Here is a 13,512-nt window from a genome sequence, read left to right as displayed (position 1 = left end):
CGCCGCCATCGGCCCGGCCGGACGGCTTCGTTGGCGAGGCCTAAGGCCGGCGTTTCGTCGGGATTTCCGATCGGCTTCGCCAGGGTCCGGTTCTCCACGGATCGGCGGCATGCGGCCATGACGTGCAGCCCACTGCGGTCGTCGTGTCGAAGCGTCACTGCGCATGCCGAAGGCGCACGTTCGTTCCTGGGTGGCGCATCCGCGCGCCGGCAACGGCCCGGCCCGCGGAGGGCACGGGCCGGACGGGATGCCTGTTCGCTCACCAGCGACGGGATCAGGCGAGCACCTCTTCCATGCGGGCGTAGCTCGCCTCCATGCCGCCTTCCATGCCGCTCGCCAGCATGGCGGCGCGGGTCTCCGCATCCGGCAGGGTCATGCGCATGGTCATCAGCGTGCCCGTGCCATCCGCTTCGAAACGTGTCTCGACATGGTTGTCCGGGGTGGGGTCCGGCAGGTGCATGCGTTCGACATGGACGATCCGGCTGAACGGCTCGAGCGAGACATATTCGCCGGTCAGATGGAAGCCGCCGCCCTTGCCGTCGCTCCACTCGTAGCGGATGCGTCCGCCCGGCCGCGCCTCGTTGATGCAGGTCGGCATGGTCCAGCCGTCCGGACCGAGCATCCACTGCTGAACGAGTTTCGGTTCGGTATGGGCGCGATAGACGGCCTCCGGCTTGGCGGCAAAGCGCCTCGTGACGACGACGTGGCGATCGCCTTCGGTCTTCAGAACGAGCTTGGTCATGGTTCTTGCCTTTCTGTCAGGTTGGCTCATCGGCCTTTGGGGGCGGGGAAACGGGGTTGGCGGCGGCGGGGTCTGTCGCCTCCATGGCGGCGAGCAGGAGGTCCAGCCGGTCGTAGTTGGCGGCGAGCGCCTTGCGCAGCATGCCCAGCCACTCGTCGATTTCGGTGAGGCCGGTCGATGCCAGCCGGCACGGCCGCCTGGTGCCTTCGACACGGCGTTCGATCAGGCCGGCGCCCTCCAGCACTTTCAGGTGCCTGGAAACTGCCGGCTGCGTCATGGCGAAGGGCTCGGCGAGTTCCATCACCGTCGCTTCTCCCCGACAGAGCCGTGCGAGGATTGCGCGCCGCGTCGGATCGGCAAGCGCGGAGAATGTTGCGTCGAGGTTTGTCATTTGCATTGTCCGTTATATAAATTCAAAGTTATATAACTCATGTGTAATATACAAGCCCCCTCAGCGATTTTTTTGCACCGTGCTAGACATGGTTGCGCCGGGCTGCGGCCCATTCGGCGGAGCAGGGGGAACGGGCCATTCGCGCGTGCAAGACGGATGCAGGCCGGTGGGCCTATTGGCGTGCGGCGGCCGCCGAATTCGCCTTCTGGTCGGGCGGTGCGGCGCCCGATCTGCGGGTGCATTTCCACGACGAAGCGCAACTGACCCTGGTCCTGTCGGGCGAGCGCCGGTTCGCGCTGGGCGGGACGTCTTTTGTGGTGCGGGTAGGGGAGTGCATGGCCATACCGGCCGGCCTGCCGCATCGCAGCTTGCCGCAGGATGTCGCCGCGACCTGCTGTCTCAACATCTATGCGCCGTTCGATCTCGGCGAACCGGCCGTCCTGGCCGTTCCCGACGCGCTGGCCGTTCCGGACGCGCTGGATGTGGCGCGCCGGGCCGGTGGCGCGATGCTGCTGGATCTGTTCGCCTGTCGGGTCGGCGGAACCGGACCGGCGCATGCCGCGGGAACCGCGCGGATCGCTGCTTCGGGATGGCCGGCGGGGCGCCTGACGATCGGACGGATCGCCGCCGCGAGCGGGGTCAGCCGCGAGGAGTTCAGCCGGCGCTTCGCCCGCACGACCGGGCTGCCGCCGCACGCCTACAGGATCATCCGCCGTCTGAACGAGGCGCGGCGCCGGCTGCGCGGGAGAGAGCCGCTCGCGGTCGTCGCGGCTGATCTCGGCTTCGCCGACCAGAGCCATTTCGGGCGGCAGTTCCGCCGGGTTTTCGGCGTCTCGCCCGCCGCCTACCGGGCGGGCCGCCCGCCATCACAAATGATCCAGACCGCGCCGCCGCCTTGATCCATGCTCTGGCCTCATCCGAGGAGGCCCCATGGATCCGAGCATTGTCGCCCTTCTATTCGCTGCCGGTCTTGCCGGCGGCATCATCAATGCGGTCGCCGGCGGCGCGACGCTGATCACCTTTCCCGCCATGCTGGCCGCAGGCGTGCCGCCGGTGACCGCCAATGCGTCCAATGCCGTCGCGATCTCGCCGGGCCATCTCATCGCGGCCTTCGCGGATCGGGAGAAGCTGCCGCCCTTCGACCGGCAGCTCGGCGCGGCGCTCGCCGTGTCGATCGCGGGCGGCATTGCCGGCGCGCTGCTGCTCTTGGCGCTGCCGGACCGGATCTTCGTCCTGCCCGTGCCCGCGCTGATCGGCCTGGCGACCGCTCTCTTCGCCTTCGCGCCGGCAATCCAGGCCTGGAGCGAACGACGGCGCGCGGGCGCGCCGCCATCGGCCATGGCCGAACGCATCACGCTTGGAGCGGCCTCGGTCTATGGCGGATTCTTCGGGGCCGGCCTCGGCATCGTGCTCTCGGCGATCCTGTCGATCGCCGAGCCGAACGACATCCGCAAGGTCAAGGTGCTGAAGAACCTGCTCGCGACCGGCGTCAGCCTCGCCGCGATCGGCATCTTTGTCGTCCAGGGCATGGTGCGCTGGCCGGAGACCGCGGTCATGCTCGCCGGCGCGCTCGTCGGCGGCTATGCCGGCGGCCATCTGGTGCGCGTCCTGCCCGCACGCCTGGTCCAATGGTTCGTCATCGTCGCGGGTGCGGTGATGACGCTCGTCTATGCGCATCGCTATTGGCTTTGACCTCCCTTGCCAGTGTCCCGGGCTTCGGGCATGGTCCGCGTCGACTTCAGACGGACGCCTTCCATGTTCACCCTTCGCCTCGCCGCACGAATGCGCAGGCCCTGCCAGCAGGAGATTGGCCGGAGGGGTTGAGCGCGTGCCGTAGGCCGCGTGTGAGCGTCGGACCCAAGCCCTCCGGTTCTGCCGGAGGGCTTTTCATTGATCGGATCAGGTTCCGGCGCCTCACCCCATGACATGACCCGGAGGAGGGCATCATGGCCAAGGCTCTGATCACCAGCGCGTTGCCTTACATCAACGGCACCAAACATCTCGGAAATTTCGCCGGCTCGCTGCTGCCGGCCGACATCCATGCCCGATACCGGCGGCAGATCGGCGACGAGACGCTGTTCATCTGCGCGACCGACGAGCACGGAACGCCGGCCGAGCTTGCGGCCGCGGCCGCCGGCCAGCCGGTGGCCGATTATTGCCGCGAGCAGCATGACCGGCAGGCCGAGATCTACCGGCGGTTCGGCCTGTCTTTCGACCATTTCGGCCGGACGTCTTCGGCGCGCAACCATGCCCGCACCCAGCATTTCTTCCACGCCCTCGACGCGCGCGGCTTCATTGCCGAGCGCGTGCTCGATCAGGTCTATTCGCCTGCCGATGGCCGCTTCCTGCCGGATCGCTACATCATCGGAACCTGTCCTCATTGTGGTTTCGCCGAGGCCCGCGGCGACCAGTGCGAAAGCTGCACGCGCCCGCTCGATCCGACCGATCTGCGCGCGCCACGCTCGGCGCTGTCCGGCAGCACGGTCCTGGAGGTGCGCCCGTCACGCCACCTGTTCCTGCGGCAGTCGGCCCTGGCGGATGCGCTCGAAGGCTGGCTCGGAACGCGGCGGGGCTGGCCGCCGCTCGCCTCCTCCATCGCACGCAAATGGCTCGACGAGGGTCTGCAGGACCGCTGCATCACCCGGGATCTCGCCTGGGGCGTGCCGGTGCCGAAGCCAGGCTTCGAGGACAAGGTCTTCTATGTCTGGTTCGATGCGCCGATCGGCTATATCGCGGCGACCGAGGACTGGGCGGCGGAAGCACCGGACCGGCGCGACTGGCGCGGCTGGTGGTATGCGGCCGGCAATGTCGACTACGTGCAGTTCCTGGGCAAGGACAATGTGCCGTTCCATGCCGTGAGCTTTCCGGCGACCGAGCTCGGCTCGGGGGAGCCGTGGAAGACCGTCGACGTGATCAAGGCGGTGAACTGGCTGACCTATGAAGGCGGCAAGTTTTCGACCAGCCGCGGGCGCGGGGTGTTCCTCGACGAGGCGCTGGATCTGCTCCAGCCCGACTATTGGCGCTGGTGGCTCGCCGCCAATGCGCCGGAGAACCACGATACCGACTTCAGCTTCGCGCGTTTTGCCACCGACGTGAACAACGACCTCGCCGACACGTTCGGCAACCTCGTCCACCGCGTGCTGAGCTTCGTCGCCGGCCGCTTCGGCGGTATTGTGCCGGCGGGCGGCGCGCCCGGCGACCGCGAGGTGCGGCTTGCGCGTCAGCTCGACGGGCATCTCTCGGCCCTGCGGTCCGCACAGGAGGCCCGGGCCCTGCGCAAGAGCGCGAACGAGATCCGTGCGATCTGGCGCCTTGCCAATGGCTATCTCGCCGAAGCCGCCCCCTGGACTGCGATCCGCACCGAGCTGGATGCGTCGGCCCTGGCGACGCGGGTCGCCGTCAACCTCGTGGCCTGCGCCGCAGCCGTTGCCTGGCCGGTCATCCCGGGCACCGCCGAAACGGTGCTGGCGGCGTTCGGTCTCGCGACGGCGCCGCCGCCGCTGCCCGGCACCGCGGGCGAGGCTCTCGACCGTGTACCGGGCGGGACGCAGGTCAAGATCCCGCCCGTCCTGTTCGCGCGGCTCGACGGGGAATGGGTGGCCGCAAGCCGCGCCCGGTTCTCCGGCCGTGCCCCGGGTGCCGGCAGGGAGGCATGACGCCGGTGCCCCGCGACAGGCCCATCCTGCCGCGGGGCACGGCCCGTGTCCCGGCCGATCGATGCCCGGTTGACTTCACCGGGGCCACCGTGAGATGAAGCGGCACCATGATTTCGAACCCGCGCACCAGCCTTCGACTTGCCGGCCCGACCTCCTGAGGGGGGCGGGGCATCGTCGTTCGGGCTGCTGTTTGCGCGAGGGCCGTCATGGCTAGCGATTATTCCACACCATCATTGCCGATCTGTCGCCTGACGGCGCGCGGTGCCCCGTGCCGGCCCGCCACGCGACTTAGCGGCAGCCGTCGGGCCTGACGGCCGCCCGACGGCTGCAGCGCATCCGGAGGCTTGCCGGCGGCACACCGCCGCAGCGGCGGCTTTCCGGTTCGGACGCTCCATTGCCCGCGAAGCGACGTCCGCTTTGCTCGAAACGCGTCAGCGCGCCGGCCGCGCCACCCTTCAAGCACAACGCGAAAAATTCAGGCCCATCATCATGATGCTGAGCAATCCGGATTCGAAATATCGCCCGTTCCAGCCCCCGGTTCATCTGCCTGACCGGCAATGGCCGGCCCGCCAGATCACCGCCGCGCCGCGCTGGGTCTCCACCGACCTGCGCGACGGCAACCAGGCGCTCGCCGACCCGATGGGGGTCGAAAAGAAGCTGCGGTTCTACGACATGCTGCTGAAGATCGGCTTCAAGGAAATCGAGATCGGATTTCCATCCGCCTCGCAGACGGAATTCGACTTCGTGCGCAGCCTCATCGAGGGCGGCCGGATACCCGACGATGTCACCGTCCAGGTGCTGACCCAGGCGCGCGAGGACCTGATCGCCCGCACCTTCGAATCGCTGAAGGGCGTTCGCCAGGCCATCGTTCATCTCTACGTCGCCACCGCCCCCCTGTTCCGCAGGGTCGTGTTCGGCATGGCGAAGGAGGAGATCGTCGCCCTGTCGGTCGCCGGCGCCCGCGCCATGCTGGCCGAGAGCCGCAAGCAGCCGGAAACCCGCTGGACCTTCGAATATTCGCCGGAGACCTTTTCCTTCACCGAGCCGGAATTCGCGCTGGAGGTCTGCGAGCGCGTGCTCGACGTCTTCCAGCCGACGCCGGACCACCCTGTCATCCTCAATCTGCCGGCGACCGTCGAGGTCGCCATGCCCAATGTCTATGCCGACCAGATCGAATGGTTCTGCCGCAACATCTCACGGCGCGATTCAGTGGTCATCAGCCTGCATCCGCACAACGACCGGGGCACGGGCGTCGCCGCGACGGAGCTCGCCCTGCTCGCCGGCGCCGATCGCGTCGAAGGCTGCCTGTTCGGCAATGGCGAGCGAACGGGCAATGTCGACCTGGTCACACTGGCGCTGAATCTCTACACGCAGGGCATCGATCCAGGCCTCGATTTCTCCACGATGCGCGACGTCGTCAGCACCGTCGAGCACTGCAACGGCCTGCCGGTCCATCCGCGCCACCCCTATGCCGGCGAGCTGGTGTTCACCGCCTTTTCGGGCTCGCATCAGGACGCCATCAAGAAGGGGTTCGCGGCGCACGAAACGCGCAATGACGGTGTCTGGGAAATGCCCTATCTGCCGATCGATCCGGCCGATCTCGGCGAGACCTACGAAGCCGTGATCCGGGTGAACTCCCAGTCCGGAAAGGGCGGCGTCGCCTGGGTCATGGAACAGGATCGCGGGCTGAAGCTGCCGCGCCGCCTGCAGGTCGACTTCAGCCGGGCGGTGCAGGAGGCGGCCGATCGCACGGGGCGCGAAATGACCGCCGAGAGCATCTGGGAGATCTTCCAGAGCGCCTATCACCTGACCGGCGACCAGCGCTTCGCTCTCGTCGATTACGAGGAGGGTGGCGTTCACCGGCCGGGCGAAAGCCGGCGCTTCGTCGGCCGGATTCGCATGGACGGGCAGGACAGGGTGATTTCCGGGCGCGGCAACGGGCTCATTTCCGGTGTCGTCGCCGCGCTCGAGGAAAGCTGCGGCCTGTCGATCGAGATCGTCGACTATCAGGAGCATGCGCTGCGGCGCGGCTCCGACGCCCAGGCGGCCGCCTATGTCGAAGGCCGTCTGGCGGATGGCCGCACCGTCTTCGGCGTCGGCATCGACGCCGATGTGGCCATGGCTTCGGTCAAGGCGGTGCTGAGCGCCGCCAACGCGGCCTGACCGGCAGCCGTCGATGGGACGTCTCGCGCGGCCCATCGACGCCCCCGCCGCGCGGGCGGCAGGCCGAAGTCATGTCATCGGCCGCGGCGGGCGAATGGAATGACGAGATGCACCATGCCGACCACCATGGGCGGCACGGCGAGCGCGGTGACGGCCCAGATCGGCCAGCCGGTCGTGAGCGGCGCGATGAGGGCGAGAATGCCGTTGATCAGGAGATAGGCGCCCGCCATCAGGGTGAGCAGGAAGCGGATATGGGCGAGCTTTGCGGCGACGACGGTCATGGCGGGATCCTTGTTGTAACGGAACGATCCGTTTCGATTGTTTGATATATACGACCCGTTTCGTTATGACAAGGGCCGGGGGTGAGCGCAGGAGGGACTGCACGTGGCGACCACGTCCGACCGGGAGATTTCCGTCTCACGCCGCACCTCGGTGGGGGCCAGGCGCAATCCGGCGACCGAACGGGCGGTGCTGGATGCGGCCCGGGCGCTGATGGCCGACAAGGGCTATGCCGGCTTTTCGATCGACGAGGTGGCGCGCCGGGCGGGGGCGGGCAAGCCGACCATCTATCGCTGGTGGCCGACCAAGGCCGACCTGATCGTCGCCGTCTATTCGGAGGAAAAGGCCGCAGCCATCGTGCCGCCGGATACCGGCTCGCTCGCGCGTGATCTCGTCGACTACACCGAGGCGCTCTGGCGCTTCTGGCGCGAGACGCCGTCCGGCCGCGCCTTCCGCGGACTGGTCGCGGAGGCGCAGGCGAGCGAGGCGGCGCTGGAGGCCCTGCGCGACAAGTTCCTGCCGGCCCGCACGCGGGAGCTGAAGGGCCTGTTCGCGCGCGCCGCCGCGCGCGGCGAGATCGCGGCGGCCGACGCCGACCTGCTCCTCGTCCTGTATATCGGCTTCAACTGGTACTGGCTGCTGACCGGCAACGTCGTATTCGATCGGGAGGCGACGGCACGCGTCGCGAACATTCTCGTGCGCGGCGCCAGCGCGCGGCCGTGATCGGCCGGATCTTGCCGGAGCCGCTGCGATGCGCGATCTCGATGGGGCGCTGCGCGCACCGGAGGTTCGGCATGGCAAGGCTGGTTGTGATCTACAAGACGCCCAAGGATCCCAAGGCGTTCGACGACTACTATTTTGCGAGCCATGTGCCGCTCGCCAAGAAGATCCCGGGCCTGCGCCGCTATGAGGTGAGCGAAGGCGCGGTCGGCAGTCCGGTGGGGGCGAGCGGCGTGCACCTCGTCGCGACGCTTCATTTCGACAGCGTTCAGGCGATCCAGGATTCGTTCCGCTCGCCCGTCGGGCTGGCCGCCGCCGGCGATCTCGTCAACTTCGCCGACGGTGGCGCGGATCTCTATTTCTTCGAGACCCGCGCGGTGTGATCCGCCTTCAGGCGGGCCGTGCGGCGGGGCGCCCGCGCGCCATCATCCAGAGCGCCAGCGCCAGCGCCAGCGCGACCGGCGGCACGCCGAGCAGGGCGACCGCGGTCCAGCCGTAGAGGTTGTAGAAGGCCCCGGCGATGAAGGTGGAGAGCGACACGCAGGTGAACATGATGAATTCGTTCGCCGCCTGGACCTTGGCCTGCTCTTCCGGCTGATGATGCTCGGTCAGCAGGATGGTGGCGCCGACATACATGAAGTTCCAGCCGACGCCACTCATCAGCAGGCTCGTCCAGAAATGACCGAGGCTGGTGCCGGCTGCTCCCGCGGCCGCCGCCGACAGCGACAGCACCGCGCCCGCGAGGATCACCTTCAGCGAGCCGATCCTGGCCGACAGGCGGCCGGTCAGGAACGAGGGCGCGAACATGCCGAGCAGGTGCCACTGGATGACGGTGGCGGCCTCGCCGACCGTATAGCCGCAGCCGATGACGGCAAGCGGTGTCGCGGTCATGACGAAACCCATCACCGCATAGCCGACCGAACCCGCCGTGACCGCGACGATGAACGGCTGGGTTCGCATGATGTCCGTCAGTGGCCGGCCGCCGGAGATCCTGGCGGCTTCCGTCACGGGCGGCACTTTCAGGAAGGCGGTCAGCGTGAAGGTGAGCAGAGCCAGCACCGTGATCGCCGCAAAGGAGCCGGCAAAGACGGCCGGCGCCAGCAGGTCGCGGCTGAAGGCGGCGAGCTGCGGGCCGCCGACGGCCGCGATCACGCCGCCGGCGAGCACCAGCGAGATCGCCGAGGCGCGCTTGTCGGGCTCGGTGACCTCGCCCGCCGCGAAGCGGTAATATTGGGCAAAGGCCTTGAACATGCCCATCAGGAAGTTGCCGGCGCAGAACAGCCAGAAGCTGCCCGCCATGATGGCGAAGGTCGCGAGCGCGCCGCCTGCCATGCCGATCACGGCGCCGGTCATGAAGCCGAGCCGGCGGCCGATGCGCGCCATCAGCATGGAGGCGCCGATGGTCGTCACCGCCGAGGCTACCACCGTCAGCGAGAAGGGCAGGGTGGCGAGATTCTTGTCGGGCGCGAGGTTCTGCCCGACCAGGCTGATCAGCGTGAAGCCGATCGAGAGGTAGCAGACATAGAGTGCTTCGCAGAGGCAGAGAAGAATGACGTTGCGGTTCATGGTGGATCCCTCTGGTCGATGTCCGGGCCGGTTCTGCGCCGGCTCCGGCCCGGCGGAGCGGCGGGACCGGAACACCCCGCCGCCCGCGCCGTCATGGCTTGGCTCAGGCCGCTTCCGGCTTCCGCGCCGCGCGTTTCGCGAGAGCGCGCCGTCCCGCCTCGGCGCGTTCGCGCACCATGGTGGCCGCAGCCGTGCGGATGTCGCGGAGAAGCTCGGCCGGCGCGTTCTGGACGGTGATGTCGAAGGGAGGCTGAGGCTGATATTCGAGGAAGAGCTGCAGCCGGCGCGCAACCTCCTCGCCGCAGAGGAGCGCCGCCACCTGGAAGCCGAAATCGATGCCGGCCGTCACCCCGCCGCCGGAAATGCGGTTGCGGTCGACCACCACGCGTTCATCCACCGGAATGGCGCCGAAGGCGGCGAGCTGGTCGGCCAGCAGCCAGTGGCAGGCCGAGCGATAGCCGTCGAGCAGGCCGGCGCCGCCGAGCATCAGGCTGCCGGCGCAGACCGAGGTCAGGTAGCGCGCAGAACCGCCCTTGTCGCGCAGGAAGGCCAGAAGCTCGTCGTCGTCCATGACGGCGACCTGGCCCGGTCCGCCGCCAACGCAGAGGACGTCGAGATCGGGGCAGTCGGCGAAGGTGGTCGTCGGCACCAGCGGCAGCCCGACGTCGCTGACGACCGGCTCGATCCGCTTCCACAGCAGGTGGACGCGCGCATTGGGCAGGCGCGCGAAGACTTCGAATGGTCCGGTGACGTCGAGCTGGGTCATTCCGGGAAAGAACAGGAGGCCGATTTCGAGCGGCTTGGCCGGTATCGCGTCGGACATGGGGCACCTCGCTTTGCAATGCGTCCGAGGTTGACGAAGCCGCCAGCGTGCCGAAATGTCATAGTGGCCGCATTTCCTGCCAGACGCTGTCCTCTTGGTCCGATGTCCATCACCGCGAGACGCCTCATCTTCGTGCTGTTCGACGGCTGCCTGCTGCTCGATTTCGCGGGGCCTCTGCAGGTCTTCGAGCTCGCCTGCGAAACCGCCAGGGACGGCGAACAGCCTTATGCCTGGCAGGTCGCCTCGCGCGCCGGCGGGGCGGTGCGCACCTCCTCGGGCATGGAGGTGATGACCACCGCGCTCGCCGACTGCGATGCAAGCGATGTCGACACCCTGATCGTCGGCGGCGGCCCGGGCGTCCACAGGGCCGCCGAGGATGCCGCGCTCACCGCCTGGTTCCGCACGCACGCCCCGTCGGTGCGGCGTGTCTGCTCGGTCTGCACGGGCGCCTTCATCCTGGCCGCCGCCGGCCTGCTGCAAGGCCGGCGCGCCGTCACGCACTGGGGATCGTGCGGACTGCTCAGCGACCGCTATCCCGATATCGCCGTGTCGACCGATCCGGTCTTCGTCCGCGACGGCGAGGTCTGGACCTCGGCCGGGGTCACCGCCGGCATCGATCTTGCGCTCGCGCTGGTCGAAAGCGACCTTGGCCACCGCGAGGCGATGCGCGTCGCGCGCAGGATGGTCGTGTTCCTGAAGCGCCCCGGCGGCCAGGCGCAGTTCAGCGTGCCGCTGAGCCTGCAATCGGACGAGGATGATGCCTTCGAGAGTCTCTCGGCCTGGATCCAGGACAATCTGCGCGGCGATCTCAAGGTCGAGGCCCTGGCGGAGCGGGTCGGCATGAGCCCGCGCACCTTCGCCCGCGTATTTCGTCAGAAGACCGGCCGCACGCCCGGCAAGGTGGTCGAGGCGTTCCGCCTGGAGGCCGCCCGGCGCGCATTGGAGGAAACCGCGGCCAGCATGAAGGAGGTTGCGGCGCGCGCCGGCTTCCAGGACGAGGAGCAGATGCGCCGGGCCTTCCGCCGCCGGCTCAACGTCCTGCCGCAGGACTATCGCCTGCGCTTCCGCCGGGACGAAGAGCTGGCCGGCTAGGCTGCGGGCCGCGCCGGGCGCCGTGTGCTCAGGAGCCGGTCCATTCCGGCGTCCGCTTGGCGACGAAGGCTTCGACGCCGATCTTGAAGTCGCGGCTGCCGTAGCACTGCCGGATCAGGTCGTCGCCGTCGACGGCGACGGCGTGCAGGATGCGCCGGATGGCTTCCTTGCTGACTCGCATGGTCACCGGCGCATGGCTGGACAGCCGCGTGGTGATCTCCGCGATCCGCTCGTCGAGCGGGCCCGCGACGACGTCGAGCAGGAAGCCGGCGGCATGGGCCTCCGCCGCAGCGATCGTCTCGGCCATCAGGAGGATGCGCTTGGTGCGCGCGACGCCGAGCTCGGCGACGAGCCGCGCATAGTTGGCGGGCGACAGGCAGTTGCCGAGCGTGCGGGCGATGGGCACGCCGAACTGGGCGTCCGGCGTCGCGATGCGCAGGTCGCAGCAGGCCGCGATCGCCAGGCCGCCGCCGATACACCAGCCCTCGACCACGGCGAGGGTCGGCACCGGCAGCGTTTCCAGTGCATTGAGCACGGCCTCGATGCGCTTCTCGTAGGCAATGCCGTCATCGCCCGAGGCAAAGGTGCGGAACTGGGCGATGTCGGTGCCGGCGATGAAGGCCTTGCCGCCGGCACCGCGAAACGTCGCGGCTCTGAGGCTGCGGTCGGCCTTGATGGTGGCGCAGATCTCGGTGAGCTGTTCGTACATGGTCCAGGTCATCGCGTTGCGCGCCTGGGGGCGGTCGAACACGACATGGGCGATAGCGCCCTCTCTGGAATAGCGGACCGTTCCCTGATCCATGCGGCCTGATGTCCTCTGTGATGCGGCGCCGGCGAAGCCGGCTCGTCCCCTTACGCGCTTTTGGCGATTCTGGCGTGGTCCGACCGCAGCGCCGCCCCGAAGGCCTGGAACAGCGCGCGGTTCAGCGGGTTGGTCTGTGGATCGAATTCGGCGTGCCACTGGACGCCGAGCGCGAAGGCCGGGGCATCGGCGATGCGGATTGCCTCGATCGTGCCGTCCTCGGCGACGCCTTCGACCACGATGCGCGTGCCGGGCACGAGAATGCCCTGGCCGTGCAGCGAATTGACCCTGACGACATCGCGGCCGAACAGCCGGGCGAAGTGGCCGCCGGGCACGAGGCGCACCTCGTGGCGGTCGGCGAAGACCACCGCCGGATCCGGATGCACCTCGCCGTTCTCCAGCCGCGGCATGCGATGGTTCATCCGGCCCGGCAGGTCGCGGATCTCCGGATGCAGCGAGCCGCCATAGGCAACGTTCATTTCCTGAAAACCGCGGCAGATTCCGAACAGCGGGATGCCGCGCTCGACGCAGGCGCGGATCAGCGGCAGCGAGACGCTGTCGCGCTCGTTGTCGTAAGGCTCGTGGCGGCTGTCCGGTTCGGTGCCGAAATGGCTCGGATGGACGTTGGCGCGCGCCCCGGTGAGCAGGATGCCATCGACCGCGCCGAGCAGTGCGTCGATGTCGGTCACGTCGGGCATGCCGGCGAAGATCAGCGGCAGCGCGCCGGCGACGTCGCTCAGCGCATGCAGGTTGCGCTCGCCGGCCATCTGCACCTTGAAGCGGTTCTCGACGACATGGGCATTGCCGATGACGCCGACAACAGGTCTTTTCATCGCCGCTGTCTCCATCGCGCGGGCTTGATCTCCGAGTGGCGCCCGCTGCGGCCTATTGTTGTTCCAATGCTGCGCGGGGAGAAGCCTCGAATTGCGGCATCTGCATGGCGGCAGCAGCCGAAGACGGTGCCCGCGCTGCCGTCACGGAACCGGCGGTCATGTTCGGGCGTTGCCCTGCGGCAGATCTCCTGCTGATCTAACGGGAGCGATTCCGTTCAGGATCACATTGGCTTAGGAGCAGAGGAGAAGGTCATGAACCGTCGGGCTTTGATTCTGGGGGCCCTTGCCACCTTGCCGCTCGCCGCCTGTGCGGGCTCTTCGACCACCGACCAGCGCGTCGGCGGCGCAGCCGTCGGAGCCGGCACCGGGGCCGTCGTCGGGGGGCCGGTGGGTGCGGTGGTGGGTGGCGTTGCCGGCGCCGTCACCGGCCCGACCGTGGTGCGCG

Annotated in this window: 15 protein-coding genes; 8 read left to right on the top strand and 7 right to left on the bottom strand. The window is 68.6% G+C overall.

All coding sequences use genetic code 11. The annotated features are described in order from the left end of the window. Positions 1-274: 274 nt before the first annotated feature. Both OZ671_RS07775 and OZ671_RS07770 read right to left on the bottom strand, forming a co-directional pair. Complete coding sequence (locus OZ671_RS07775; protein WP_268860209.1) at positions 275-742, bottom strand: SRPBCC domain-containing protein; 468 nt, start codon at positions 740-742, stop codon at positions 275-277. Positions 743-758: 16 nt separating this feature from the next. Continuing rightward, positions 759-1,133 (bottom strand): ArsR/SmtB family transcription factor, encoded by a 375-nt coding sequence (locus tag OZ671_RS07770; RefSeq protein WP_268860208.1) that lies wholly within the window; start codon positions 1,131-1,133, stop codon positions 759-761. Between the two features lie 92 nt (positions 1,134-1,225). Between OZ671_RS07770 and OZ671_RS07765 the strand changes: the two genes are divergently transcribed. From OZ671_RS07765 to leuA, 4 genes are all read left to right on the top strand, one after another. After that, positions 1,226-2,032, top strand: coding sequence for a helix-turn-helix domain-containing protein (locus tag OZ671_RS07765; RefSeq protein WP_268860207.1), 807 nt, complete (start codon positions 1,226-1,228; stop codon positions 2,030-2,032). 31 nt (positions 2,033-2,063) lie between these two features. After that, on the top strand, positions 2,064-2,825 hold the full coding sequence (locus OZ671_RS07760; RefSeq protein ID WP_268860206.1) for a sulfite exporter TauE/SafE family protein: 762 nt from the start codon (positions 2,064-2,066) through the stop codon (positions 2,823-2,825). A 254-nt stretch (positions 2,826-3,079) separates the two neighbouring features. Beyond that, complete coding sequence (metG, locus tag OZ671_RS07755) at positions 3,080-4,789, top strand: methionine--tRNA ligase (RefSeq protein WP_268860205.1); 1,710 nt, start codon at positions 3,080-3,082, stop codon at positions 4,787-4,789. A 492-nt stretch (positions 4,790-5,281) separates the two neighbouring features. Beyond that, complete coding sequence (gene leuA, locus OZ671_RS07750; RefSeq protein WP_268860348.1) at positions 5,282-6,952, top strand: 2-isopropylmalate synthase; 1,671 nt, start codon at positions 5,282-5,284, stop codon at positions 6,950-6,952. A gap of 74 nt (positions 6,953-7,026) precedes the next feature. Here the strand turns inward: leuA and OZ671_RS07745 are convergent, their stop codons facing one another. Further along, complete coding sequence (locus OZ671_RS07745) at positions 7,027-7,233, bottom strand: hypothetical protein (protein WP_268860204.1); 207 nt, start codon at positions 7,231-7,233, stop codon at positions 7,027-7,029. A 103-nt stretch (positions 7,234-7,336) separates the two neighbouring features. On the opposite strand from OZ671_RS07745, the gene OZ671_RS07740 reads away from it, so the two are divergent. Both OZ671_RS07740 and OZ671_RS07735 read left to right on the top strand, forming a co-directional pair. Then, entirely contained in the window at positions 7,337-7,954 is a 618-nt protein-coding gene (locus OZ671_RS07740) for a TetR/AcrR family transcriptional regulator (RefSeq protein ID WP_268860203.1), read from the top strand. A gap of 71 nt (positions 7,955-8,025) precedes the next feature. Beyond that, positions 8,026-8,334, top strand: coding sequence for an EthD family reductase (locus tag OZ671_RS07735; protein ID WP_268860202.1), 309 nt, complete (start codon positions 8,026-8,028; stop codon positions 8,332-8,334). 7 nt (positions 8,335-8,341) lie between these two features. Here OZ671_RS07735 and OZ671_RS07730 read toward each other — a convergent pair whose 3' ends face one another. Both OZ671_RS07730 and OZ671_RS07725 read right to left on the bottom strand, forming a co-directional pair. Further along, positions 8,342-9,517, bottom strand: a complete 1,176-nt coding sequence (locus OZ671_RS07730) for an MFS transporter (protein WP_268860201.1) — start codon at positions 9,515-9,517, stop codon at positions 8,342-8,344. Positions 9,518-9,620: 103 nt separating this feature from the next. Further along, positions 9,621-10,340, bottom strand: coding sequence for a DJ-1/PfpI family protein (locus tag OZ671_RS07725; RefSeq protein WP_268860200.1), 720 nt, complete (start codon positions 10,338-10,340; stop codon positions 9,621-9,623). Between the two features lie 102 nt (positions 10,341-10,442). Between OZ671_RS07725 and OZ671_RS07720 the strand changes: the two genes are divergently transcribed. Then, positions 10,443-11,432, top strand: coding sequence for a GlxA family transcriptional regulator (locus OZ671_RS07720; RefSeq protein ID WP_268860199.1), 990 nt, complete (start codon positions 10,443-10,445; stop codon positions 11,430-11,432). A 28-nt stretch (positions 11,433-11,460) separates the two neighbouring features. On the opposite strand, the gene OZ671_RS07715 is transcribed toward OZ671_RS07720, so the two are convergent. Together OZ671_RS07715 and OZ671_RS07710 are read right to left on the bottom strand one after the other, a co-directional pair. Next, complete coding sequence (locus OZ671_RS07715; RefSeq protein ID WP_268860198.1) at positions 11,461-12,234, bottom strand: enoyl-CoA hydratase/isomerase family protein; 774 nt, start codon at positions 12,232-12,234, stop codon at positions 11,461-11,463. Positions 12,235-12,284: 50 nt separating this feature from the next. After that, entirely contained in the window at positions 12,285-13,067 is a 783-nt protein-coding gene (locus OZ671_RS07710; protein ID WP_268860197.1) for a gamma-glutamyl-gamma-aminobutyrate hydrolase family protein, read from the bottom strand. Between the two features lie 252 nt (positions 13,068-13,319). Between OZ671_RS07710 and OZ671_RS07705 the strand changes: the two genes are divergently transcribed. Further along, positions 13,320-13,512: hypothetical protein (locus OZ671_RS07705; RefSeq protein WP_268860196.1), on the top strand; the 193-nt coding region annotated here is incomplete at its 3' end.

This window comes from Phreatobacter sp. AB_2022a (assembly GCF_026847585.1).
GTDB lineage: Bacteria > Pseudomonadota > Alphaproteobacteria > Rhizobiales > Phreatobacteraceae > Phreatobacter.
Note: the sequence above shows the minus strand (reverse complement) of the source record. Positions and strands in the feature narration are given on the sequence as shown.